Genomic DNA, 24794 nt, shown 5'->3' on the forward strand with positions numbered 1-24794 from the left:
CTTCAAACTGCTGAAATTGTTGTGCAATATGCATTTTGGCAGTTTTTGACCCCTGTTTCTTCAAGCTTTGTGAGAAATCCGGGTGAAGATTACAGGCAATCCCTTAAGGAAAAATACTACCAAGAGTACGCCCAAAAATTTGGTTTAAATAAATCTGAGGAAACACCTGATACAGATAACTCAATAAGAGTTGAAGGTTTGATCAATGAAAAGAAAAAGACATTCTTACAGCAGATATTAGAAACTAAAGGGCGCAAACTGCCTTTTGTTGACAGTCAACAGTCAAAATCGGTTGAAACTGAAAATAATCAGGTTATTAAAAAGTCTCTTATTCCTGCACTAATGAATATTATCGTTACAAAGGGACAAGATACTATTGGCGGTCGAGTCTATGAAGGTATGGCTTATCAATTAAATTTGTTGATGAGAGAAGGTATGCAGCGTCTGACTGTTTGGCGCAAAAGTGATAATCAAAGTGCTTTTAGTGCTTATAAAGTAGGAGAAGAGGAAGAATACAAAGTAATACACAATCACCTTTCACCACAAGAAATACAAAAGCTGATCAACTTTGATATAAGAGTGCAACAGCAACAGCCACCGCAAAAGGAGCAATCTCCCGACGGCCCAGAGTTAGACTAACTAAAATACCCGACAAACAACCCAAGAATATAGGCACTTACTAAGACATATCGCTTAGTCACCCGCTCGAATTGTGACCAGGGTGAGATGATGACAGCTAATACTATGTAAAACAATGCTTGTAAAAAATCGTTGTGCCCCAATTTAATGATTGCCGCTATCATCAAAGCCACAAAAATTAGAAATTCCACTCCTGTTTCGATTCTGTCCCAAAGTTTTACATCATATAGGTAACGCATCTTGTAACCTCTGCGACTTGGGCAACATCCTACCATCAACCCCATAGATCCCGTCATCTTTGTAAGGAAATATAATGGTGAATTTAGTTCCTTGTCTAACTACCGAGTTTACGCTTATCCTCAAACCATGAGCATGAGCCACACATAAGGCGATGTACAGTCCGAGTCCCATCCCTGATTGATGTAATAAATTGCTATTTGGCGTTCGCCATAATGGGATAAATATATTAGAAATTTGTTCGGCAGCAATCCCACAGCCAGTATCTTCAATCTCGATGGCTAAATCATCTTCTTGATTGAGCAGCCTTAAAAAAATATCTCCCTGTATAGTGTACTTAATAGCATTTGTCACAAGATTACACAGCATTCTGTCAATACTTATGCTGTCACCCCGTACTTGCGTTCCATGCTTGTAGGATGATTGAATTTCATAGTGAAGATTCAAGGAATGATACTGCGCTATTGGCTTGAATCGAGAAAAAGTTGTTTGTAAAAAACTTAACATATCAAACTGCTCCTCTGTCACTGGATTTAGTTCAAAAAAAGCAGTTCTTTTAGATTGAATCAAACTCATCCCTCGCTCATTCGTTTGTTGTAAAGCGATCAGCAACGGCTTTATCTCTTCTAAGGACTGTCCATAAGCACCATCAATTATCTGATTCAAAACTAACGATGCTCCTTGATAGTTATTTGAAACATCGTGTAACAAACCTAATATGCTTAAAACTTCCTGTTGCATAACTATGTTTCCAACGACAGATGGTGATTTGGGCTACTTTTATGAATAAGTGCTAATTATGTCTACAAGATTTGAGAATACTTTTATTTTAGTTCTAAAAAAAAATTATCCAATCCAACTTTAGTACTAAAGTTTATTTCATTTATCTGGAAAGATTTTTTCTTACTTATATTTTATATTACAGACACAAAAAGTAAAAGACTTAACACCAATAACTATGTTATAAATATTGAGTCATCTTATAATCGAAGTGATCTATGATTCGATTAGCGCTCATTGAGGATGAAGAACTTATTAGGTTGGGGATCGCTACTGCCATCAATCAACAACCAGATATGGAAATGGTCGGTGTTGCTCGTACTGGTATTGAAGGGATTAATTTAGTTAAGGAATTAAATCCCGATGTCATTTTGGTGGATATTGGTTTACCGGACATATCTGGGCTAGAAGTGATTAAAGAGGTCAAACTCAATAGCAACACTAAAGTTATTGTTCTTTCTTCCCATTCTTCTCAAAGCACTGTTCAATCAGCTTTAAATGCCGGCGCTGATTCTTACATTCTCAAAAAGAATAATGTTCCTCTAATTTTGGAAGCAATTAAAACCACATTCTACGATAACAAGTCTTTTTTTGACCCTGATATTAGCCGACATAATTTTTTCTTCCAGCAGAAAATTAAGGGTAAGACTTACCAAGATCATCTTAGTGCCACTGAAATGCAAATTATCTCTTTGATGGCAGATGGTTCTTCTAATAAGCTGATTGCCGAGCGGTTATTTATTACTGAAAGTACCGTTAAAGGCCATATTAACAAGATTTTTGCAAAGTTAGATGTCAAGGATCGCGTCAATGCTCTGATTGAAGCTAGTAAACTTGGGTACATCGAACAAGATTACCTGAAAGTAGGTTAGCTACTTACTTACTTGAATTAAACAATAGCCTTGGGTTTTACTCTGCTGTGTTTGACAAGCTTCAATTGCTGCTTGATTCTTCAAGATTATTTGATACATTTGCTTACCCTCTTGGGATTTTGCCCATTGGAGAATCTTTATCTCGTTACGTGAGACTACTACTGACTGATTCGTTCCGATATTTTGCACCAGATTCCATGTGGTCAGCGAACCCAGCAAGGTACTGCCAGCCGCGACTAATCCACACACAAGAGATACTGTCCCCAATCCCCAGCCTGCCTGCACTTTCATGCCTGTGCCGGTGGGCTTGATTTTTTTGATCTCATCACGTACAGCATTTGACACAACTGTATAATGCATTGACTCGGCTTGTTTGCTTGTCTTATCCAGTTTTTGGTCTATCAGTGCTGCCCACGCTTCTATCATTGCCTCCATTCTTGCCTGGAGGTCTATGATCGTTTCTTCATATCTTCCCAGCGTCGCCATCATCCTAAAAACTGGATCGTCTGGTGTAATTCCTAGTTGATATGCCCCTTCAACTATGCGTTTTTGTTCTGATGGGGAATAACCTTGTAGTGTGTTTTGTAGTGTCATAAGGTAGGGTGTGGGGTGAATGGCACGCTTGTTAAGCAGAAACCCTTGATATAACTGGATGAGAGGGTGTAGGGTGTGGGGTTGCAGGTATTGGGGAATCAAGAAAATGTTCAACTCCTTGACGCAATTAAAATTTAATTGTCTTAAACACACTCAGCCAACACCCAACACCCTAATTTTGGTCATCAATCAAGCCCTAGATATTTAATAGCCAAATTGTTATTAATTACTGAATGACGAAACTTTTTAATCCACTGAAAAATGAAGCTTCTCCAAAATAAAATTATTGAGAGATCCTGGCAAACTTGTGAATATGGTTTATCAGCCTTTTCCATCGCTTGATAATGATTTCGATGTAGAGCCATTAATTCTACTTCTGTCCCTCCTATTATTAACAGCTTTTTCCGTATCTTCTCCTCATATTCTCTAAACTCTGGTGCAAAATGGTAATTTTTCACTACCACGTAGTTAGCATTATTAGTCGCGTTCTGGATGATTGCATTTAAGTAATATATACAATCTTCCCTGTGAGAAATAGGTTGAAGAAATGTTAAATTCCAACCAAATTTTACTACAACCTCAAATAAGCTAGCACTCTCGATATATTGAATTACTTTTTCAATATCTTGTCCGGGCATATCAACAATCATCACATCTAAGTCAGGATGATTTAAGTCATCTGTTATTGCATCAGCATCGTCATTTGATAAATCAAACTTCTTAATGGTTGCTATATGTTCATAAGCCTGAAATACAGGGAATGATTCTTGGTTAAAAACCTTTATCCGTTTTCCTTGTTGGGCGAACATTTCTAGCAATAGCTTGATAACTGTAGACTTACCCACCCGCGCATCTCCTACAGTTATAATCATTCTCTTTGACATCTTTATTCCTATTCAGATAAAATCTTCTCTATGCCAAATAAATCTTTTTTTGGCTTTATTTGCCCTTTAAAATTGTTCAGCCAGCTTAAGACTCTACCAAATACAGACGGATATTCATCTTGTTCAAGTCCTTGTCTAAATGTCAAATTTTTAACATCTAAATAATCGTAGGATTTTTTCGCTAGTTTTGGCATATTTATACTTGTGAAATCATGCCCTGTTGCTTTTACTTGCTGTTCAATTGCTTTTATTTCTTTTGAATTATCATAAAAAGCAAATTGTTCCGCCTCTCCGTAAAACGAATTTTTTACTATTACATAATCCACCCGATCGCCGCAGAAACTATATAGTTCTAGTAGTTGAGTTATACAATCAATTATTGTGCTAATAACTACTACTATCGTCACCCGCATTTTACATTTATTATTTACTACATCTAAAAACCCCATCTCGGTTATTAAAATTTTTAAAGTTGGCAGAAATTGTGATGGCGTTTCTAGTAGTATCAAAGATTTTTCCTCTTGATTTTTCCCAGATTCTTTTGATTTTGGATAGACTAATTCTTTTAAATTATCTACAAATTCGTCTAATTTATCTGAGTTAGATATATCTAAACGATGAATGTTTGCAGCTTTTTCATAAAATCTGATCAAGTGTGGATTAGAATTATCCGCGTCTAATCCGACAAATTTTACTGCGTTATCTATGTAAGTTTGCGCTAAACCTCTGGCAAACGTTGACTTACCAACACCTCCTTTATCTCCTGTCACCATTACTAATCTTCTTAGTTGTTGGGGATTATTTTTATTGTTGTTATCTCCATTATTGTCTGTGGTTGCTGAACCTTTAGGCTTTGTATCAATAGGGACTGTTTCTGTCGTATCGTTAGACAATGGCTTAGTTGGCTCTGTGTTACTAGTGATTATTTCTGGCAAAGTGCTACTCATATTTGGGTCGTTTTCTTCAACTTTAAATGTCATTTCCTTTGGTTCCTTTTGATATTGACTAATTGTTTTACAAGTACTGCCTTTTAAATATCGGTCGGATTTTAATTCGTACCCAATGCACAAATTTATTAATCAAGTCCGCTTTGACAATCGTCTTCAACTTATTGATGGCTGTAAAATTTAAAGTTTTTATTTTTACTACATCTTCTTGAATAACTACATAACGTTCTTGACTGTGAATATTCATCAGTACTACCTTTTCATTATTTAGTTCTGCTGCAACGACGTTGAACACATCTTCGGCAAATATCTCTAGCCCTAATGGGGTAGAGATTACTCGCACCGTGCTACCCAAAGGATGATCAAATTCCCAATATGTCCATACTCTTCCCATAAATAGATTGCCATATTTGATTCAACACACGAAGCTATTTAGGTACTGTTTTTTTCAGTACTATGGGTTCTTGATTTTTCAAAAATACGTTATAAAATTACAAGCGATTATTTTTGTTTTTCAAAGAATTGCCGCTATCAACACCAATATTATTCTTAGGCAAAACTGATAACGGTTGGATGTTAAGCCGATCGCCAACCTTGATATTGGCAGCGCCTGTTGCTAGCTCTAGCACTTGATTGGCAACTTTCCCCTTGTAGATGGGACAAGGGGTTTTGTGACACGGTTGGGCATTGAAAATCGCAGTTGTCACCACATTGTCCTTAAGATAAAAGATGTCTAATGGAAAATTTACCTTGTACATCCAGAAAGGCACGTCGTAAATTTCTCTGCCCAGGTTGAATAACATCCCGCGCTCGCCGTTTAAGGATGAGCGAAATTTCAGCCCTTTCTCTAATTGCTCTGGTGTAGAAGCGACTTCCAACTTAAATGTGCGATCGCCGTGGGTGAGAATGTGCGTAACTGGTAAGTCCTGGGGACGAGTTTGGATGTAATCGAGCGCCACAGTGCCAATGATAATTGATACTCCAGCAACAGGGCCTAGTATGTTCAGTAACTTGAAAGCAGCAGCGTATAAATCCTTTTCGGAATTAATTTTTAAAGTTTTCATGTTTCACCAAAAATATCAACATTGCCGAGACTATATATAGATGAATCAATTGGACTAGATGGAAGGCCATGCAAAGCCGCAATGTTCCTCATACTTTCAACTCGGTCAGCTTCGCGGATGGCGAGAGGATTCATACTCTGCCTTGCAGCCAGCAATGCCGACAATGTAATCTCAAGTGATGGCAGTTCTTGAAGGGGTGTAACATCATCACCAAACATTTGACAGAAAGTAGAGATGGCCGCACGTTCAACAATGGCTTGAATCTCCGCCCCGACACATCGCTGTGTGGCTTTGAGTAACCTTTTCCATTCTTCTTCGCTGTACCCATCGCCCCCGTTACGAAAACGAGCATCGAATTTAGCTAGATGAATCTTGAAAATTGAGTGGCGTTCGCCGTAATTTGGGAGATCCACCTTGAAAATCTCGTCGAAGCGTCCACTTCTGGTTAGCTCTGGTGGTAGCCATTGAATATTGTTAGCCGAAGCGATAATTAAAACCTCACTAGTACGTTCTTGCATCCAGGTCAAAAGCATACCAGCTAGGCGTTTGGATAAATCATCATCCCCGGCGAATCCCTTATCAAAGTCATCCAGGTATAAAATTACACGATTGATTCGGTCTACCAGTGCGAGTAAGCTTTTTAGCTTGTACTCAGCCAAATTACCGTAACTGCGGAAACTCCCCCACTCTACTGAAATCAGAGGTAGCCCCAATTGTGCAGAACTTGCTTTAGCCGAGTAAGATTTTCCTGTTCCCGGTGGGCCGATTAATAAAATCCCCTTGGGTAAACGAAGATTATAGGCTTTCGCCAATGAGGATAGAAGGCGCTTATAAGTTTTAAACGCTTGCTGCATCAGTTCCAGCCCCCCGATAGAAGTGCTAGGGGGTTGGAGAAATTGAATATTATAAATCCGCTTGAACAGTTCGATTTTGTAATCGGACAGTTTTTCTACTAACTCATCCGGTTTAATTTCACCAGGAGCGCTTGCCTGTCTGATTCCATAGTCAATGTCTGCCAAGTACATCCCTAAGCCGGTGTTCGCCGTCGCATGAATATCGCCATGACTGTAATCTGGTAATACTTGGGATAAATAACTGCTTATTTCCTCTATAGCTGGCAGTTGTTGCACAATGGTGGGAACTTCGGGGGCAATGTCAGATGACACAGTGGCATTTGACCCTAAGAGAATCGCTGTTTTGTTGCAAGAGTGATTGTACCAGGGCAAACGCATCTTATTTACTAATAAAAACTAAGAGAGATTCCAAAATGACATAGATAATTGTAAAAATTGATGGAATGATAAATAAAATAAATCAAGTATTTTTAAGAATTTGAATTAGCTTATCTTCGACCGAATGACTAATCATCAATACTAAAATAATTCAATTATGAGTCACATAAAAATGTATTTACTTAGAGAATAAATAAAACTCTTATGTAAAATATTCAACTCAAATTTTGATGTATTATTTTAAGCCAACGCTAAAATACTTAGTAAGTATTTGTTGTCCATCGCAGCGAGAAACTGTTTATTTTTGATTCCGCGTTTGACACGCTTCTCTTGAGTTAAAAGATTGACTGCAATATGTCTGAGAATTGCAAAATTCTGTGGAGCATTATCTTTTCTAATTCGACAGTCATCTTCCCTTAAGGCAACATCTAATACCCAATGTAATGAATTCTCAACTCCCCAATGACTGCGAATAGAATTACCAAACTGTTCAGCATTATCTTCAAGGCTACTAATAAAATAACGAGTTTCAACTGTTGTTTTACCGTCTAATAAACGGACAGATTCTACCATACCAACACTATTGAAGTTTGACCAAACTGAATCTGGGTTAAGCAGAGACTGAATCTGAGATAACATCACATAGTTGCGGATTTCATGACGACCATGCCCTCTTTCATCTGTGTTATATGTGCTATGTTCAATCCCCTGAGAATCTGTACTTATCCCTGACTGGAATAACTTTTCAACTTCATCATAAAGATTTCCTTGATTCTTTTTTAATGTAATTACATAATCTGCATCTTGCTCTGTAATTAATCTTACAATCTCTTTTTGGCAACCGATTGCATCAATTGTCACAATACATCCAGACAGTTTTAAGACCTTTAATAATTCTGGAATTGCCGTAATCTCATTTGATTTCTCGTCTACTTTCACTTGTCCCAAAACTAATTTATTTGTAGTTGCCCAAGCGCTTACCATTACAATTGCGCTTTGCTCACTACTACTATCATAAGAACTACGTAAAGTTTTCCCATCAATTGCAATTACTTCACCTTCAGTTATCTTTTGTATTGATTTCATCCAACAAAGAAAACATTCTTGAAACTGTTGAGGATTTATTTGTGCAAAAACTCGTGCAAATGTATCGTGGGATGGAATGCCATTTGGTAATTCTAAAAATGTTTTTAACCACTCATATTTCGCACATCCATAAGTTTCTACTGCCACCCAGCCATCCGCCCCACAAATCACTGCTATTATTGCGATTGTCATAATATCAATTAAATTGTGCCGTTTAGTGCGATCTATTCGTGGATCTTGTATCACCGCAAAATGGTCAGCAATCGTGATTTTTGGTTTCAGCTTCATAGAAAGGAGAATCAGAATGAAATTCTTTTTTGGAGTTCCTGCAAGAATACCATGTTCCTTGACAGGCAGTCGTCCTGACTTTTCACGCCATCTGTAATAAGTCACTTTAATCAGTTAGCGATGGCGTAACCGCCCAACGCGCTGGCGATCGCATAAATTGAGTTTTTCTTTGCCCTGATCTTCTCGTGATTCCTAGTCATTAATCTAAAACTATTGAGAATCAGACTGTGAGAAAACCTACGCTATTAAGTGGAGAACTGACCGTGAAAATTTAGGCAGCCGTCGGCTGCCTCTAACTCCCCCTCGCAATGATTATCATTTTCATAATGAGTGAGATTTAATTTCCTCAAAGCCTTATGTAGTTTGAGTCTTGGTGTATTTCATCCTGATTCAGGCTCGTCAATATTTAGATGCGTTTGCCCTGGTGATTGTACAGCTTCAGGTTAATGAGGGCTGACTTAATCCACTCGGAAGTCAGAAAGAAATCTGGGTCAGTGGTAGCTTCGCCCAGCCAGGGGAATATACCTTCTAGTATGAGAATCCCTTGTAAATCGGTAGTTTTCCAGAATCGCAGAATTTCAAAGTAATGTTCGCGTCTGCTTTTGGCGATCGCTTGATACTGATTAACAGTTTGTAAACTTAATCCCTCCTCATTAGTAGATAACTGGTGCAGTTGGTCATCTTCCAGCATCCACAGGTAACAGTTAATATTGTATTGCTGGCATTCACTGGCGAGATTTGTCAAAAGTTTGAGTCTTTCTTGTAATGGAGACTCGACAGCTATCAGCTTATTGTTAAGTTTGATTAGAGAGAATATTTGTTTAATTAACTCATTATTCATTAGGGCTTTAGTTAAATTTCACCCCAATATTATTGATAGCTAAAACTCTTTACTAGCTACTTTGGTACTGAAAAAATCGGTACTAGAGGAGCTTGACTTTTTTGCAACTATAGCTCTAATTCCTCGTGTTTTTGTTGTGAATAACGTTGTTGTAATTGATGGGAGAAATTGATTAACTGCGTATTCCAATCCCGACTTTCGCACTTGAGTTGAGTCGAGTGTGGCAGTAGTTCTTTAACAGCCTGTGCCACTGTTGATTGACTAAAAGCTACCTGTACACAAGGAACATTACGTAATCTTTCAACAGGTAAATTTGAAGTGTCATCTACTGCCATGTAAACTGTTCTGTTTTCTGGTATTCCTTTAACCTGATATTCCAGCATGGCTACTGAAATGGTGTCAATGGGAGAGTCAGACAGTACGACAGTACTAGTTTGTTCGCTAGGCTTTTTCCCCAAAGTAAAGTAAAACCAGCTATCACGGCGAACTGTACCTAACTCATAACCAGAGAAATTATTAGCTGTCCCTTCTAAAAATGCTCCTTTGGTTTTTCCGTTGAGATCCCGCATCACAAACACTACATTTGCTTTTGAGTCGGCATAAACTAGTCCCTGGTTATGTAACATTTGTACACAATCAGAGGGTATGCCTCGTTTCTGAGTTAGGTAATGTTCAACGCCTGACCAATTAGCTTTATCCTCAATGGGTGGGGTGAATTGGGGTGCTGGTTGAGTTTGGATAATGTCAGCCGTAACTTTTTGAGCATGAGCGATCGCTGCACGTTTTGCGCCGACTTCACCAAATCTTTCCCCTAGCCATGCGATCGCAGTTGTTTGGTTGCATTGATTAACATGCTTGACTAAATCAATAGCACTGTTACCCCCTAACGAAGAACCATTGCTAAAGTCAGTAAATTGAGAGGCATCTATATTAATGATGTGGTTTCCTCCTACCCATTCATTCCCTTTACGCCACAGTCCAACTCCCAAGCAACATCATCCAAAGCTAAATCAGTTGACCATTCGGTAACTTTTTTTATTGATTGATTATCTTGCTCCAATTGCTCTATCCGCCGCCGTAATTGGTCATTCTCAAGTGAGAGAGCTTTGGCTGTAGCTTCCATCTCTTCCTTACGTTGATTCGCTCTGTCTCGGTCGGCAGCTTTGGCCTTCAATTGCGCTGCACTTAGCTCATCAACTTCTAAGTCACGCCCCTCCTCCACAATGCGGTAAAAGTCTTTGATGTCCTGGTGCTGGGCTTTGCTTCCTCTAATCCCACGCTCCAACCCAATTAACCGCATTGTCTGGTAGTACGAATCCTGAAACTCATGAATTTTCTGCCGTCCGTCAAAGAAATGATTGCACCGTAGCTGTCCCTCATCATCCAAAGGCACAAAATAAGCGTGAATATGGGGTGTGGCTTCATCCAGGTGTAACTCGGCGCGGACAATGCGATTGCCATATTCATCCGCTAACCACTGGTGAGTCGCTTCTAGCCATTCATCCAGCTTTTGTGGTTCATAGTAACCGGCTTGAGTGGGGCAGTTGGGACGGAAATAACTGGGCGATGCACTCAACAGTAACTCCACGCAGTACACCGCATCAGTGCGAATCTTCCGCTTCTGCTCCGAGTCCCCTATCTTAGCTAAGACTAAATCCTCTAGTCGTTCCTCTGGGTCGAGGCTACCGATGAACCGAATATTTTTTTGAGTGGGATCTGCATTAGGGGTTTCTCTTTCTCGCGCAGTGTGAGATGCACTCCCTGATATGTTACCCCGCTTTAATTTTTTTAATCGCGCGATCGCGTATGCCATTTTTTCTTTACGCTAAAAATTGGAAATACAAGTTTTTAGGCTGACTGACTGAGAAACAAATATCACTCAAGTTATTGCTGTTTTTTCCCGATTTCACGCCTATTTTAAAGCCAAATCGCTCAAATGCGAAAATGGCGAAATAACCGTAGTAAGTACGACTATCTTAAGCCACCCTACAGCATTTCTGGGGCATTTCCCCCGCTATCCCCAAGATTCCCTTAGTAAAATAGTCGCTTTTGGTACAAAATTACTCTAAGTAGGAAATGCTGTATTTTCTAGGGTTTGGACTAAAAAACCACGCAATAGCAAGGCTTTTGGGCTATTTGTCTGTCAATAACCCTTAATTAATGAGAATTAATGGGCTGCTCACAGAATTTTTCGAGATTACTCAAGAGTAAACTAACTGCTCACGGATTTTTTCAGGGATAACTCAAGAATAAAATGGTTTATAACGGAATTTTTCAGTAGCCGCTCAAAGTTAATCAGCGCTAAATTGTAATTTTTAGTAGTGTTTCGTAGCACAAACAGAAAAAAACTGTTTTTTTGAAGTGGAATTGCAACAAGGTTGTAGTACGGATTCTCAATAATTTTGAAGTTATTGAGAATAAAAAGGGAGTAAAAAAGTAGCTCAAAAGCAATAATGGTAAGGCTTAAACCCTATTTTATTTCTCAAAATCTGATGCCAGACTGGTAGCTGTAGAGCTACCCAACAGCTACCAGTTGGGAAGTCATGAAACTATAACAAACTGATTTTTTTGTGTCATAACAGGTAGCTGTTTATCACCTGTAGAGCTACCCAACAGCTACCAGTTGAGTAAAGTATTCAGGGATACTTTTTTAGCACTGAGAAAGTCTACTAAATTGTGTGCCTTAGTAAATTTAAAAGAGAAGATAAATTCACCTGACTTTTCAGAGTATGTTGAAAGGGTAGACGGTGTAAAGCGTGAGGTTTAGGGTGTGGGGTGAGCGGGGTAGTAAGGCTTTCTTGAGGAACTTAAACTCAAAGAGCGTTTCACCATTCCCAATCTTGATGTTCGTGTAGCGTGTCGTAGGCAAGGTTTGAGGACTTAGGGTGAAAAGCCAGAGAATTTCGCCAAGAATTTAGATATGAAGACATGTAAAGATTCAATGATTGCAAAATTAATTTTAATCAACAGCAAATGAAAAATAAAAAATATTTGTTTTAAAATGAGACGAGAAAGGTTTAACCTTTTAAATGTGCTTAAGTGAAAAAGGGAACTGCTTTACCTAAAAATGTTTGACTCCAGTAATTGGAATTTTTGGGAATAAGCATGAATGAAATAAAACAGGAAATAATTTCCATTAGAAGGGTCGCCGAGACTATAGATGGAAAGATAATCAGCTATCTAAAATCTACGCCACTAGCGTTAGAGGAAGATTTCTCAGAATTGGTCATGGCTACGCTCAAGAAGCACTGGCTACCTTTAGCATTATTGTCATCAGGGATCAGGGATGAAAGGCTAAGGCAGAATGGTATTTGGGCAATTGGAGAGTTAGAAGCACAAATAAGCTGTATACGGCGGATTTGTGGAATAGAGAATGACCCAGTAGTAATTAATTCATTAATTAAGCCTCAAATAACAGTGACAACATCATCCGAGAGCGCATCCATCTTAGGAAATATGTCACAAACAGGACAGTTAAACACGGATGAAGATGAAGAATGGATGCAAATGGAAATTCCAGAAGAGGTAAAACAGGCTAATCAGATGTTGGGCTGGAACGGTTAGAGCGTAGGCGTAAGCCAAGTCGTAGACATCGCCTGATTCGCAATCATGTTTTCAAGCTGGGCTAGATCCAGACACAAATTTTGTTGCCTTTTGAGATAGAGAAAGTAATAACGGGACGAAAACAAGGAATAAAACATGAATAGAAAGAGCATTTCGGACTCTGCCGAGTCCACAAAAGTTGTCCTCACGTTGGATTTAGGGGCGAGTACAACCAAGGCGATAGCACAGGTATACCCAGACGGAGTACCAATGGTAATAACGATGGAACCAGAGATAGCAGATGTGGGCTATGGTTCAATAGAGTTTTTATCAAGTCAATCCTCGGTACAAGACAATACAGTATGGATAGGTATTGGTGAAGAATATTATGTTTTAGGCGCATTATCGAAAAGTATGTTTGCTGGGACATCAGCAATCAGAGACTTGAAATACAGTTATGCCCTACCGAAGATAGCAGCATTGATGTGGTTGGCAATTCGGCGGTTGGGATTGGGGGTCAAAGAAGATTTGGGGATTTATTTACAAATATTGTTGCCACCAGGAGAAATAGCTCATGCCAATCATTTGGGTAAACAATTAACACAGAGATTAAAAACAGGTGTCATAACACCAACAGGGAAGTTCAAATGTAAAATCAGAAGTTTTAATGCGGCACTAGAAGGGGCTGGACTATTGATGTATCGCAGCCGTAATGTCAATGTCAACTATTTCCAAAAAAATATAGGAATGTTGATGTTGGGGTATAGGAATGCTAGTTTTACCCTCTCAATGAAAGGCAATTCATCAAAAGCGGAATCAACGGATTTAGGAATGAATTGGCTTGTGAGTCAGTTTGTTGAAAGAACTGCGGTAGGTTTGTCCAAAGAAGATTCACGCTTAGTTAAAGCAATAGTAGAAGCCAGAGATGGGGATTTTGACTCATTACGTCGATTATCACGGAAAAATAAACCAGAGCAAATACAATTGGATGTAGACTTATTTGAAAAGATATTACCCCTAGTTCGTGAAGAATACACCCGTGCCTTACTACGATGGGTAAAAGGTATAGCTGTTATGGATGAGGTGCTAATTTGTGGGGGAACAGCAACTTTTGTCCGTCGCGAGCTAACCCAACATTTTGAAAGTGTTGGCATTCCCATTTGCTGGAATGGTGGGATGGAGCTTCCTAAATATCTAGACACAATGGGATTAGGAGATAGAGTATGTGATGTTTGGGGATCTCACATTAGCCATATCAAAATGCTGGATTTTAATTTAAAATATGACCGCCAAGATAAACCTTTAGTCCCTGATTATTATGTTCAGCCACCTTCTCCTTTGTCGGTAGCCGAGATGAGGGCTAAAAATGGATATTTAACTAGCAAGTTCTTCTAACCCCAAGGCTTGCAATTGAAAAATAGCTACCCCATACTCCCGCATTTCTCACAAGCTCCTTTGCGTTTGATGATGAGTAATAAGTAATGAGTAATGAGTAATGAGTAAGAAACAAGAAATAAGATATTGAAGTATTCGCTCATAACTCATTACTCATAACTCATAACTCCTTACTCACACCTAACGAGTTTATTGTGATTGCTGGGGTGAGTGGTGGTAGGAAATCAACCTTGATGGATGCACTCAACGGACAACGGCCCACCAAAGGGAAGTGTTTGTTAAGTATGTTGACCTATACAAGAACAAGACTATGCCCAAGAATTGGACTTTGAAAATAGACCAGTACATCAATGCAAATTCTAACTGCATTATTGCTACCGCCTATGTAGATAGTTTTCCCTCCGACCTACCCCTAGAACCAAATATCCGCGAACCTAATCCTAAAACCTCAACGTACAAACAACTATTTGATTCACTCACCACCCAGCCGGAAAAATTCTTTCAAAGAAATAACGGAATTGTACTGTGTGTTAACAAGGTTTTGCCCAAAAATAAAACTGAACTGGAGTTAGAGGTACTACAGGCTAATGAAGGCGGCAACGATGGCATTATCAACGGTGGGCATACAGTATTAGCATTTAAGCAAGCTAGAGCAAACAAGCATGACCTCTCTCTAGCCAGGGTTAAAGTCACAATCCACATTGGGCTAAGTGAAGATGAAGCGAAAGATATAGCTCTGGCATCCAATACATCTGCCCCAGTGGATGCACGTTCTAAAGTTAACGCCAGAGGTGATTATAATTTTCTCAAACAGTTTTTAGCAAAATTAGAGATGGAGGAAGAAACGAAATTCCGCATTGCTTACTATCAACATCAAAGTGGTGCGCCCAAAAATCCACAGTGCAATGTTAACCATTTAATTAAGTTAGTAAATTGCCTAGATAAAAACAAATACAACCCCCAAACTAAAACTAAAGGTAAGCACCCACCTGTCAGCAATAACCCCTCTTTAACTGATGCAGAAAGAGAAAGGCTGTCAAGATTGTTGCCACTATTACCCGCATCTTTGTGGATTGAGCAAAGGCTGTTTAAGACTATTGAGGAACACATCACCAACCCACGCAAGAAAGGAGTCATTGACCTAGCTTCAATTGATGCACGAAAGAATACCCTTTTGCCCGACAGCCGCTACTCATTTGGGTTTAGTGCGCCGGCTGATATTGCTATGCCCATCGTTGCCGCCTATCGAGTCTTTTTGGATGAGAACTACAACTGGTTAATTCCTTTTGATGATTTCGCGGAAGATTTTCTACAGCATTTATGGGCAAACTATTACAAGAAATACTTGGTGTCGGAAAAACTGGCTGGCAATACAGTTGGTAGCAAAATCTGTCGTAATCCAGTGATTTGGGATAATCTTTACGTTTCGGCTCAAAACTATCTTAATCAACAATTGCTCAAGATGGTTGAGTCAAGCAATAAACGTGAACAATTAACCTTGGTCAATTGATATGTTAGAGACGACACATTTGCAGGTACAAGAATTATCACGATTTGCCCAAGAGCAAGACTTGAATCAGCAATATCGACAGTATTTTAGCGATGTCTGGGAAGAAGTTGGAGTTAGAGATATCTCGAAAATGACCATCCAAGATGCCGAGCAAACCTTGAAGGTACTAGCTGATAGTGAAGCATCTCCCCAATTCATCAAATCTCTACTAGCACAAGCAGCAATTGATGGTGCGTCACCGCAGGTTTTAGAGTATTTCCTAGCAAGTGACATTGACGGCGATGGGCGGACTCTGGCACAAGAATTATTTCAGGATGGGACGAACCCATTGCAGCCGGATACACCCCAGCCACCACTCAAGGCACAGGTTTTATCTCCATCTCCAACTGAAGATTTGGACTGGGAAATATAGCATATATCCTCAAACTTTACTAGCAACCTGAGTTTTGATTTTTTCAGTACTCAAGTTGCTAGTTCTTTTTAGAAAGCATATCTAAACTTCTTAAGTTAGGTATAAGTTCCATTTTTCAAAAAGCACACTAGGGTGTAATTGACTTATCAATTACACCTGTTCCCTCAACTAACTCCTAAATCAAATGAGGCCATATTTATGAGTTTATTAGGTATTGATAGACCTTTAGATGCAACCCAAGTAAAACTGTGGGATGAGCGCGATTTGTCTACAAGCGATCGCCGCCAAGAGCATCTAGAAATTCTTCTGTGCCAAAAAGTCCAAAAAGGCGAAGATCCTGCTTTATGTAAACAAGTGTTGAATTATTTGTATTTCTCGGCATTTCAACAGAATCTCAATCGCATTACTGTCCAAAAGGAGAAAGAAAAGTCGGTCTTTGCATCCGTACAGCAAGTGATTATTACGTCTTTTGCTATTTTAGGAATGTTTGCGTTCCTTGCCGCCGCTTCCAACAAGTCAGTTGTGCGATCGCCTGGGGTAATCCCTCCAGCTATAGAACGGCAAGCCAATTAACCAAACAATCCGCTTTTTCACCCAGTCGCAATACAACTCTTGGAGAGGCTATGCTCAGTGCAAGGGGAGCAATTGCAGATGTAAAAGGATGCCATTAAAAAGCTGAGAGCTTTGTATGATAATGCTTTCAGCTTATATTATCACTCACTCGGCATCGCTCCTGCCTAATATGCTGTGTCCTTGTCGAAAGGCAAACTGTCTTCCGGCTCAAAGTTACGCAAGCCTTGCTCCATCTGCTGCCGACGTTGAACGTATGTTCTACTAGTGCCAATCCTAGCATTCATTTTCTGCTCACCAAAGTTAATACCTTGTTCTGCGTAATCAGCAGACACAGCATCATAATTCTCGACTTCTATTTTCTTGCGCCACTCAAGCTGTTCGAGGGCACTTTCACTGATACCAATTTTCTGAGCGTACTCTACATATTCAGGTCTGAGAGAACCATCAGGGTTAAATTGCTTTTTTTCTTGTTCAGTGAAGAAATCGTAAGCTGTGTAGATTGGCCACGGCTCTGGATCAGTCTCGTCCAGGTGCTTCCACTCGTCATACTCTTCTTTTGCTCTACGAGCATAACTATCAATTGCTCCTGGATCTTCACCTTTGGATAACATTTCTTGCCGAGCTTCACTTTTCAAGCTTCCATCTGGGTTGAATTCTTTTTTATTCATATTTATCCAACGCTTAATCCTTGACATAAAAACCTCTTAAAAATTTAATTAATGTTCATCAAAATTCAAATTTTATGACTCTGGAATTGAAGCATTTTGACCCTCGTTTAAATCATTGGATTTATATAGACGATAGCAAAACTGACTCTCAATCAATTTTAACTGAAAAGCTCAGTAACACTTTACTAGAATTTTACTTTCCTGGTAAAGAATTCTCATTTGGACACTCAGATGAATACAGCAACGATGAAGAATTAAAGAATCATCCAGATGGACAGATTTTATTACTGTCTTCTAAGACTCGTTTACTTTATGGAGATAAAGAATGTTTAGAAACGATTCAAAAAATTTGTCCAGATAGTAAAGACCGTGGCGCTTATGGTTCCATCTTCCTTGGGGCTTGTAAAAATGCGATTCACGAAAAGCTAAACATTTTGGTAGTAGATGATTCTACTGAAAAGGCTGGTGAAAATGGAGGAATATTATCGAATGATTTGGCATATAAATTAGTTGGCGATTGTTATGGGCAGATTTCAACACAACTTTATGACAAAATAACCTTAAGAGAATCCCAAGCAGATAAAAGCTATCGTGTAATTCAGCATCGATTTGGTTGGGTAGATGGAGTTGGAGAAGATACGACTAAATATCGCTTTGGCAAAGGAACACTCCGACCATACAGACTAGATAGAATAAAATATGCAGATACTAAAAATGAACCAAAAATCGATATAATTCTCCCCATAAGCAGTTTCAAGGGAACAGACAAGGATAGACCCAAAGGCCCTACTAAACCTCAAATTCAGCCAGGATTATATCAGCAAAATATTTGGTTAGCTGAAAAAGGGCAATCTCAACAAGGTCAGATGTCTATCTCCCAACTGCTGGCATCTTTCCCCCAAGGAATTAAAGATTTTGCCGAAGAGCTAGAGGTACAAGCTCAAAGATTAGCCTCTATTGAAGATGATCCTAGAATTGTTGCTACTTACTATTGTGAAAGATACGAAAAACGTAAAGAATCATTGAGCCAAAATAAGTTAAAAACATCAGACATTATCAATCAAGAAACAGATGTTAAAAACTTGGGGACAAATGATGACTTAGATGCAGATCAGGAGTTAGATGATGACCCCGCCAAAGATGACTTATTCATGTACAAACTCATTAAAGCTGATTTACTTGGTCATCAACAGCTTTTAGAAACAGAGAAGGTAAAGCAGGAGCTAAGTCGTTTTGTACAAAGTGAGTGGCGAGATATTGCTATTGGGAAAACGCTCACTTTTGACCGAGGGATGATTATTCCCTCCAAGGAACTCAAAAATGGTGAAATCTGTGCCCCTTGGCTGAAGCTTGGAGAAAAAGTTCTTAACTTTCGCTCTCCTTTTCTGAATTCTAACGGATTGTGTGTGTCTACCAACAAGCACGTTGAAGACCAAATCGGGCCAGATGGGAAGGTTTTAGAAGGTGTAATTGTAGTTAGTGATGAAGACCACAAGCGCATACAAGCCAGAATTACGGAGTTAGAAGCGCAAGGAATCGATGTTGATTTTATCGACCCAGCAGAAACCGAATCAGAACGCCAAGCACGAGACTACGATGGTGACTGCATTGGTGTGGCACTAGCTAGTAAATACCCTAACTTAACAGCCGAAGCCGAGTACAGAAACCAACCCCAGAATGCTTATGCTCCGACAGTTAAGCTCAAAAAGCAATCATTTTACGATCCCACAGATGGAAGCCAGCCCTCATTTGAAAAAATCGCTATCCACATGAGCGATAGCATCAGCGTGGGCATAATCAACAATCAAGTGACAGCACTGGAGGCATTAGAATCAGAAATTGAGGTACTAAAGACTTACAGTACTTTTGAGCAGAAATCAAATTATCTAGACCAAGTTTCTAACCATTACAAAACCCTGTTTGAGCAAGAACGCCAGAAAGAGCCAAAGTTAATTCGAGAAGAATACAAGCCTTATATGCAAGGGGTTGTTGAAATTGCTCATTCTCAAAGAACTCCCGAAATTATCCAGCAAGCAATGGACATTAACCGTCAAATGTACCGGAGCATGATTGAAGAAGGATGTTATCAAAACCAAATAGCGGTTGATTTATTCAAAAGTGCTAAAAAACCTGAGATGGATAAAATCAGGGAAAATAGTCGCTACTTATATCGTGATGTTAATTATATTAAAGATAAAAAGTCGCGTTCAGTTTATTTAAGCACGGGGATAACACCAAAAGGTTACTCACCAGTAGAATTATTAATTAGCCAAGCCAATAAATATTTCCAAGAATCACAGTTAGAGTCGCGTCCCATCGTCCAGTTTAAAGACTTATTCAAAGGAGTGGAATTTACACCACAGCAAAAATTTGCAGCGATCGCCGCCAAGTACGAGTTTGATCAGAAATTCAACGCTGCGGTACGTATGGAGCGACGGAGGGAAACCGAGAAAGGGCCATCAGCAATCATCCAAACTCCACAGTCTTGCCAACTCGAAATTACCAATCTCACCCATTACGAACATCCTCTGATTTGGAAAGCCCAAACGTTGAACATTCGCCTAGACGAAATACCAGAGAAATGGCGAACTAAAGAACGCCCTCATAAATTATTAGCAGTTGCACAAATCAATGGTGAGATTGGGGAGGATAAGAAACCCGCTTACCGCAACCTGGGGACAGTTAGCCAACAATCTGTGACTGACCACAACCTCAAATCGGGGATGACCATGCAGGGAGCTAAACTCCTAGAACTAAAACCAGAACTTACTAGAAGCCAAACTAAATTACTTTTCGATAAGGCACAGGAGACGGCTCTCGCATTTTACGCTTCTATCCCAGAGTCAGAAAAACTTGCATCTGCCGCCGCCGCTTGGAACATCTGTGCATCCCGCCAAGATGAACTTGAAGTTGCAAGAAAAGAAAACGCAAATCCCCAAGCGATCGCTAAAAAAGTCTCTAATTTTGCCTTCGCTGCTTTCCCCAATGAGATTATTTCTCGCTTAGATAAATTGCAATGGGAGCAATGCGATTTTGTGAGGTCGGACAAAAAAAGTGCGATCGCTAAAAATTATATTTCAGTACGGAGTTGTTTTATTTACAAATAGAATACTGCTTTGCACGAGAATTCATCTTGATGATATATCTCAAAAAGATTGCTAGTAAGTCATTTGACGATTATTTCCTAAAATATCTATACTAAGTCTTTAATACTTAGTGTCAATTACAGCAAGCAATAGCTAAAGATGACAACTCAAGTATAAAATTAATCAAGCAGTTTGAGGTTTAATAAAGGAATTAAAGATAGAACTACAAAAAATATCCCAACTTTGAGCTATCCATTGACAACGCAGATGTAAGATAATTTCTGCATTTTCTTTCAACCAAAATTTACTATTACCCTTGATTCTTAAGTTGATAACTTGACGGATTAAACTCTCAATTGCCCCACTACCTATTGGTAGTTTTTGGTCTAGTATCTTAGCGTAATTTAAACGCCTTTCACGATAGGCACGTAAAAGGTAATTTCTCTGTATTACCATAGTTTTACAACGCTCTCCCGTGGCTTCAAAGATAAATTCATCCATCTGCCTAATTATGGTCATGGCATTACTTTTTTTTAAAGTTCTCCGTGCTTTTTTGAACCAATTATTTCGCTCACTATCATCACTAAACGCTACATCAGCAAATTTCTGTAGCCGCTCAGTAACATGGTAAAAATCAAATAATTGATAAGTCGCATCGGGAGATTTCAATTTCTTTAAAAGAGGGGGAATATGCTTCCAAATCCATTCTGCACCGTCAGCAATTAATAAAACTTGTTTTGCTTGACTAATTCCCAAACTAATCAGATGCATTTCTAAAATTGGTAAAAATCCTTTATAGTCTTCATAAGTGCCATCATTTACAATCTTTATTTCGCCATTTCTAACTTTTTTACCTTGTTCATCAACCACATAAATTGTTAATAATTTTGGCTCAACCCATTCCCCTGTAAAGCCGTGCTTGTTTGTTTTGAGATTTTTTCTACCTTTTTTATTAATCCTAATTCTACTCCTGCCACCATCTACAGCAATTACAACTCTCTGGTCTTTAAGTATATTCCCATCAGGTAAATTACCTTGTTGCAAGTTAGATATTTTAGTTTGACGTAAATCAATGCCGATTTGACCAAATTTATATGTCAATCGTTCAATTCGTTTAAGACTAATATTAATTCCCCAATCACTCAGGATTGTATGTGCAGCTTCAAAAGAACTAGCTATGGCACCATATTTTGTAATATCTGACCAAACTAATGGGGTCAAGCCTTCTGACATTCCTAACCATTTTAACAAGGGACAAAATCCAACATTACGAGATTTACTCTTCGCTTTTTTTTCTCTTTTTGAACAACGTATGGTAATTTAAGACTTACTACAACATTACCTACTGTTAATATTTCCCTCTTCGTATAACCGTGTCTTTGCGTGTCGGTATGCCACCATCCTTTGGTTTGATTAATTGCTGTTTGATGAGCCGACTCTGATTGAGAAAGCTTATGCAATAATATGCCGATACATTGGCCTGCTAAAACTAACGCAGCCTGTCTAATTGTTTCTTCTCTTTCTTTAACTATTCTTCCAGACCATTCCTCGATATTTTTCAACTCTAAAAGTTTCGTCACATCCTCTTTAAAATCTGATAATGAATCGGCAAAATTTAGATTTGCATATATGTTTTTCTTCATAAAAGTAGGTACTTCCTATTTCAAAACTATTCTTGAAAGGAAATTTTACCTTTTTTATAGTCGCAACAATGTACAGAAACCTCGTTTTTAGCACAGGTTGTGTCTTCTAACGAATATTACTCAGGTTATTGTATTAAATATTTAGTATATACGTAAGATGTTATTAGCGATCGCTCTCCAGGTGGGGTCATCTCACAAAATCGCATTGCTCCCAATTGCAATTTACTGAGCCGAAGTTAGTCACGCTAAATCATGAAGCGAATCATTTTTTGGGTCGAGACTGGAACAAGGATGATTTGCACCCGATAGAAATTAGGGCTAGCCACCACCCAGTCGGACATGAACGCCACGTTTCCAGACTAATGTTTGTCCAGGATGCTGACGGCGAATATAAGGAATTCGCCATGCTCGAAACCAGAACCGCACAGCTTCCTATTGGTACAAAGGCGCAAGCAAGTATGGTTGGGGTAGAACCTGCTACTGCCAAAGCAACTATTGGGCTGCCAGGAAACGAGCCGATTGAAATTACTATCCGTGAACTCAAGAACTTCTCTTATGCAGGACTTGTTTTTAACGCCGAACCGGTCAACTTAGAATTTGGCACTGTGCCGATTCCTGATAAAACAGTAAAAATCAAAATTGATGCTTTGACTCTGGGTGAGTTAGACAGTGATTCGCTCCTTCAGTTGAAACAAGTTGATTACCTAAAAAATGGTAATCCCCTCAAATTAAAACTTACCTCTATCTCCGAAGCTGGAGATCAAGCTTTTGTGCTAGGTGAGTCCCCAAATGGTAATCTCCTCAAAATTAATAAAATTAACTTTTATGATTTTTCTGGTCAGACATTCGATGATTTGGATTACCGAAAACTGACTATCCAAACCTCAGCTTCTAAAACCAGAGATGCCGTATTTTTAAATGGTGAACCCTTGGGAGTATTGCACTTTAAAAAAGACAAAGACGCGCTCAGACAGCTTGGACTGCTCAAAACCGGAAAACTAACACCCGCACCCACTATTATTGAAAGTAATTTCTCTGTTATTTGCGCTCAAATTGACCCTAATACCGTTGAATATCCTACTATTTGGACGAAGGAATTTCAGGCTTTTGGGACTCAATCAGTTAATTCTGAACAACAAGAGATGATTAAGAGTAGTGCGAAAATTCTCCATCATATTAAAGAGCGTCCTACTTTCTTATTTTCGACAGAATCAAACAAAAAGCTTGGAGTTATGGGCTTGGCTGTTGACAACCATAAAGCTGAGACTGTGACTAAATGGTTAACTGCTCAAAAAGTTGAATGGGAGCAAGTACCAACAGAATATGTTATCAGGGAAACTAAAAAAGGTCTAGCAGTATTTCACTTAGTCAGCAGTTCAATTCCCCCAAAACTTTGGAGAACATGACCAAGAAATTTGGGTCAATTATTGAATCGGATAGTGACTATCAACAAAGAGTTAATTCCCTCGCCACGCGATCGCAATTCTTGAAACCTCCATCTCAATCAGCACAATCCCCGCCTCAACAAAGCGCTCAATTCCACCCAAACCAAGAGGTTCAAAATGTCGCCCCTCCTGTCATCAAAGGCAAACCGATTCCGATGAACTACCCTTTAATGATGCATGGCGACACTAATCCTTTACCCGTGGATACTTGTATTGATGCGATGAGAGGATATGGTCGAACTCACACCACCAGAGCTTATCAACCATACAAACAGTATGGGTTTAAGGAAGGCGATATTGCTCTGGCGACAGGTCTTGATAAGCAAATCGCCTTTCGAGTGGGTAAGCAGTATCAAATCACACCTGATATGATTGCTGACCCCGTTTATCAACAGCAATGGGCTGACATGGAAAAGCACTCATCCAAAGCATTACCAGAACTGTTCAAGGGCAAAGGGCAGGTCTGGGGACTACATCTTGAACCCTTGGGGGATTATGTGGAGGGTTTTATAGTCCCGTTTCCTGAGCCACAAAACAGAGCCGTACCCAATCAAGAAGTCCAACCTCAATCAGTCACTATTGATGACTTGAGAAATTGGTACAATGCCGCAGATAAGTTAGGGAAGTCGGAAAATTACAAAAAACGCATTGTAGAAATGGCAAATGGGTTTAAAGCTGGTGAGCAATTATCAGCCGAAGCGTTGACAGTAATGAATAAAGATACATTTGAGCTTGATTCCATCAGTCGGTTGACTCAAATTGCTCAAAGGATTGGCATGGTTTTGGGACAATCTCGGCAAGATGGTTTCACTGAAGTTAAAGGCAAGGTTTATGACCTCAGCTTTAACACCGAGCGCAAAGATTTGACTATCCAACAGAAAAATGGAGATGTAGTTTTAGGTGTTCAATCAGGCAAAGTGCATACCTCACGAGTCACGCCTGAAATTATAAAAACTTTTGAAGGAGCTAACTCTCTTCTTGACAAGACTTACTTTTCTTCTCAATCTCAGTCAAGAGAAATTCACAGATAATATAGGAACAACGCGATTTTGTGA

General features: G+C 39.2%; 23 protein-coding genes and 1 pseudogene. 10 read left to right on the forward strand and 14 right to left on the reverse strand.

What is annotated here, in order from left to right; genetic code table 11:
* Window positions 1-21: 21 nt before the first annotated feature.
* A complete protein-coding gene (locus GTQ43_RS35885; protein WP_265277465.1) occupies window positions 22-639 on the forward strand; it encodes a hypothetical protein in 618 nt (205 codons plus the stop codon).
* On the opposite strand, the gene GTQ43_RS35890 is transcribed toward GTQ43_RS35885, so the two are convergent.
* Both GTQ43_RS35890 and GTQ43_RS35895 read right to left on the reverse strand, forming a co-directional pair.
* Window positions 636-878: a hypothetical protein gene (locus tag GTQ43_RS35890; RefSeq protein ID WP_179070171.1), complete on the reverse strand. Its 243-nt coding sequence runs from the start codon at window positions 876-878 to the stop codon at window positions 636-638. The genes GTQ43_RS35885 and GTQ43_RS35890 overlap by 4 nt on opposite strands.
* On the reverse strand, window positions 862-1617 hold the full coding sequence (locus tag GTQ43_RS35895) for a sensor histidine kinase (protein WP_265277466.1): 756 nt from the start codon (window positions 1615-1617) through the stop codon (window positions 862-864). The genes GTQ43_RS35890 and GTQ43_RS35895 overlap by 17 nt, the downstream gene beginning before the upstream one ends.
* A gap of 257 nt (window positions 1618-1874) precedes the next feature.
* On the opposite strand from GTQ43_RS35895, the gene GTQ43_RS35900 reads away from it, so the two are divergent.
* The gene (locus tag GTQ43_RS35900) at window positions 1875-2528 is read left to right on the forward strand and encodes a response regulator (protein ID WP_265277467.1); all 654 of its coding nucleotides are present in this window, start codon (window positions 1875-1877) and stop codon (window positions 2526-2528) included.
* Here the strand turns inward: GTQ43_RS35900 and GTQ43_RS35905 are convergent, their stop codons facing one another.
* The 10 genes from GTQ43_RS35905 to mobV all read right to left on the reverse strand — a co-directional run bounded on the left by GTQ43_RS35905 (window position 2529) and on the right by mobV (window position 11277).
* The gene (locus GTQ43_RS35905; RefSeq protein WP_265277468.1) at window positions 2529-3122 is read right to left on the reverse strand and encodes a DUF6753 family protein; all 594 of its coding nucleotides are present in this window, start codon (window positions 3120-3122) and stop codon (window positions 2529-2531) included.
* A 185-nt stretch (window positions 3123-3307) separates the two neighbouring features.
* Window positions 3308-3994 (reverse strand): hypothetical protein, encoded by a 687-nt coding sequence (locus GTQ43_RS35910; RefSeq protein WP_265277469.1) that lies wholly within the window; start codon window positions 3992-3994, stop codon window positions 3308-3310.
* A 20-nt stretch (window positions 3995-4014) separates the two neighbouring features.
* Window positions 4015-4986 carry a hypothetical protein gene (locus tag GTQ43_RS35915; protein ID WP_265277470.1) on the reverse strand — a complete coding sequence of 324 codons (972 nt, stop codon included), beginning with the start codon at window positions 4984-4986 and terminating at the stop codon, window positions 4015-4017.
* A 34-nt stretch (window positions 4987-5020) separates the two neighbouring features.
* Complete coding sequence (locus GTQ43_RS35920; protein ID WP_265277471.1) at window positions 5021-5347, reverse strand: hypothetical protein; 327 nt, start codon at window positions 5345-5347, stop codon at window positions 5021-5023.
* Window positions 5348-5444: 97 nt separating this feature from the next.
* The gene (locus tag GTQ43_RS35925; protein ID WP_265277472.1) at window positions 5445-6017 is read right to left on the reverse strand and encodes a DUF192 domain-containing protein; all 573 of its coding nucleotides are present in this window, start codon (window positions 6015-6017) and stop codon (window positions 5445-5447) included.
* The gene (locus tag GTQ43_RS35930) at window positions 6014-7183 is read right to left on the reverse strand and encodes an AAA family ATPase (protein WP_265277473.1); all 1170 of its coding nucleotides are present in this window, start codon (window positions 7181-7183) and stop codon (window positions 6014-6016) included. The genes GTQ43_RS35925 and GTQ43_RS35930 overlap by 4 nt, the downstream gene beginning before the upstream one ends.
* A gap of 306 nt (window positions 7184-7489) precedes the next feature.
* Window positions 7490-8623, reverse strand: coding sequence for an ISAs1 family transposase (locus GTQ43_RS35935; protein WP_265277622.1), 1134 nt, complete (start codon window positions 8621-8623; stop codon window positions 7490-7492).
* A gap of 406 nt (window positions 8624-9029) precedes the next feature.
* On the reverse strand, window positions 9030-9464 hold the full coding sequence (locus GTQ43_RS35940; RefSeq protein ID WP_265277474.1) for a hypothetical protein: 435 nt from the start codon (window positions 9462-9464) through the stop codon (window positions 9030-9032).
* 107 nt (window positions 9465-9571) lie between these two features.
* Window positions 9572-10453, reverse strand: coding sequence for a DUF3991 domain-containing protein (locus tag GTQ43_RS35945; RefSeq protein WP_265277475.1), 882 nt, complete (start codon window positions 10451-10453; stop codon window positions 9572-9574).
* A complete protein-coding gene (gene mobV / locus GTQ43_RS35950) occupies window positions 10414-11277 on the reverse strand; it encodes a MobV family relaxase (RefSeq protein WP_265277476.1) in 864 nt (287 codons plus the stop codon). Before mobV ends, GTQ43_RS35945 begins: the two co-directional genes overlap by 40 nt.
* 1292 nt (window positions 11278-12569) lie before the next feature.
* Here mobV and GTQ43_RS35955 point away from each other — a divergent pair.
* The 5 genes from GTQ43_RS35955 (at window position 12570) to GTQ43_RS35975 (ending at window position 16897) form a co-directional block, all read left to right on the forward strand.
* Complete coding sequence (locus tag GTQ43_RS35955) at window positions 12570-13028, forward strand: hypothetical protein (protein ID WP_265277477.1); 459 nt, start codon at window positions 12570-12572, stop codon at window positions 13026-13028.
* 135 nt (window positions 13029-13163) lie between these two features.
* Window positions 13164-14402, forward strand: coding sequence for a ParM/StbA family protein (locus GTQ43_RS35960; RefSeq protein WP_265277478.1), 1239 nt, complete (start codon window positions 13164-13166; stop codon window positions 14400-14402).
* 310 nt (window positions 14403-14712) lie between these two features.
* The gene (locus tag GTQ43_RS35965) at window positions 14713-15912 is read left to right on the forward strand and encodes an AIPR family protein (RefSeq protein WP_265277479.1); all 1200 of its coding nucleotides are present in this window, start codon (window positions 14713-14715) and stop codon (window positions 15910-15912) included.
* A gap of 1 nt (window position 15913) precedes the next feature.
* Window positions 15914-16324: a hypothetical protein gene (locus GTQ43_RS35970; protein ID WP_265277481.1), complete on the forward strand. Its 411-nt coding sequence runs from the start codon at window positions 15914-15916 to the stop codon at window positions 16322-16324.
* 198 nt (window positions 16325-16522) lie between these two features.
* Entirely contained in the window at window positions 16523-16897 is a 375-nt protein-coding gene (locus GTQ43_RS35975; protein WP_265277482.1) for a hypothetical protein, read from the forward strand.
* 164 nt (window positions 16898-17061) lie between these two features.
* Here GTQ43_RS35975 and GTQ43_RS35980 read toward each other — a convergent pair whose 3' ends face one another.
* Window positions 17062-17565: a hypothetical protein gene (locus GTQ43_RS35980; RefSeq protein WP_265277483.1), complete on the reverse strand. Its 504-nt coding sequence runs from the start codon at window positions 17563-17565 to the stop codon at window positions 17062-17064.
* Window positions 17566-17639: 74 nt separating this feature from the next.
* Here GTQ43_RS35980 and GTQ43_RS35985 point away from each other — a divergent pair, with 74 nt between their 5' ends.
* Window positions 17640-20672: a hypothetical protein gene (locus GTQ43_RS35985; RefSeq protein WP_265277484.1), complete on the forward strand. Its 3033-nt coding sequence runs from the start codon at window positions 17640-17642 to the stop codon at window positions 20670-20672.
* Between the two features lie 162 nt (window positions 20673-20834).
* Here GTQ43_RS35985 and GTQ43_RS35990 read toward each other — a convergent pair.
* Window positions 20835-22294, reverse strand: a pseudogene (locus GTQ43_RS35990) (ISLre2 family transposase).
* A 215-nt stretch (window positions 22295-22509) separates the two neighbouring features.
* Here GTQ43_RS35990 and GTQ43_RS41580 point away from each other — a divergent pair.
* Window positions 22510-23700 (forward strand): hypothetical protein, encoded by a 1191-nt coding sequence (locus GTQ43_RS41580; protein ID WP_321162549.1) that lies wholly within the window; start codon window positions 22510-22512, stop codon window positions 23698-23700.
* Window positions 23697-24770 carry a hypothetical protein gene (locus tag GTQ43_RS41585; protein WP_321162550.1) on the forward strand — a complete coding sequence of 358 codons (1074 nt, stop codon included), beginning with the start codon at window positions 23697-23699 and terminating at the stop codon, window positions 24768-24770. Before GTQ43_RS41580 ends, GTQ43_RS41585 begins: the two co-directional genes overlap by 4 nt.
* The last annotated feature ends 24 nt before the right edge of the window (window positions 24771-24794 follow it).

The sequence above is a fragment of the Nostoc sp. KVJ3 genome, assembly GCF_026127265.1.
Classification (GTDB): Bacteria; Cyanobacteriota; Cyanobacteriia; order Cyanobacteriales; family Nostocaceae; genus Nostoc.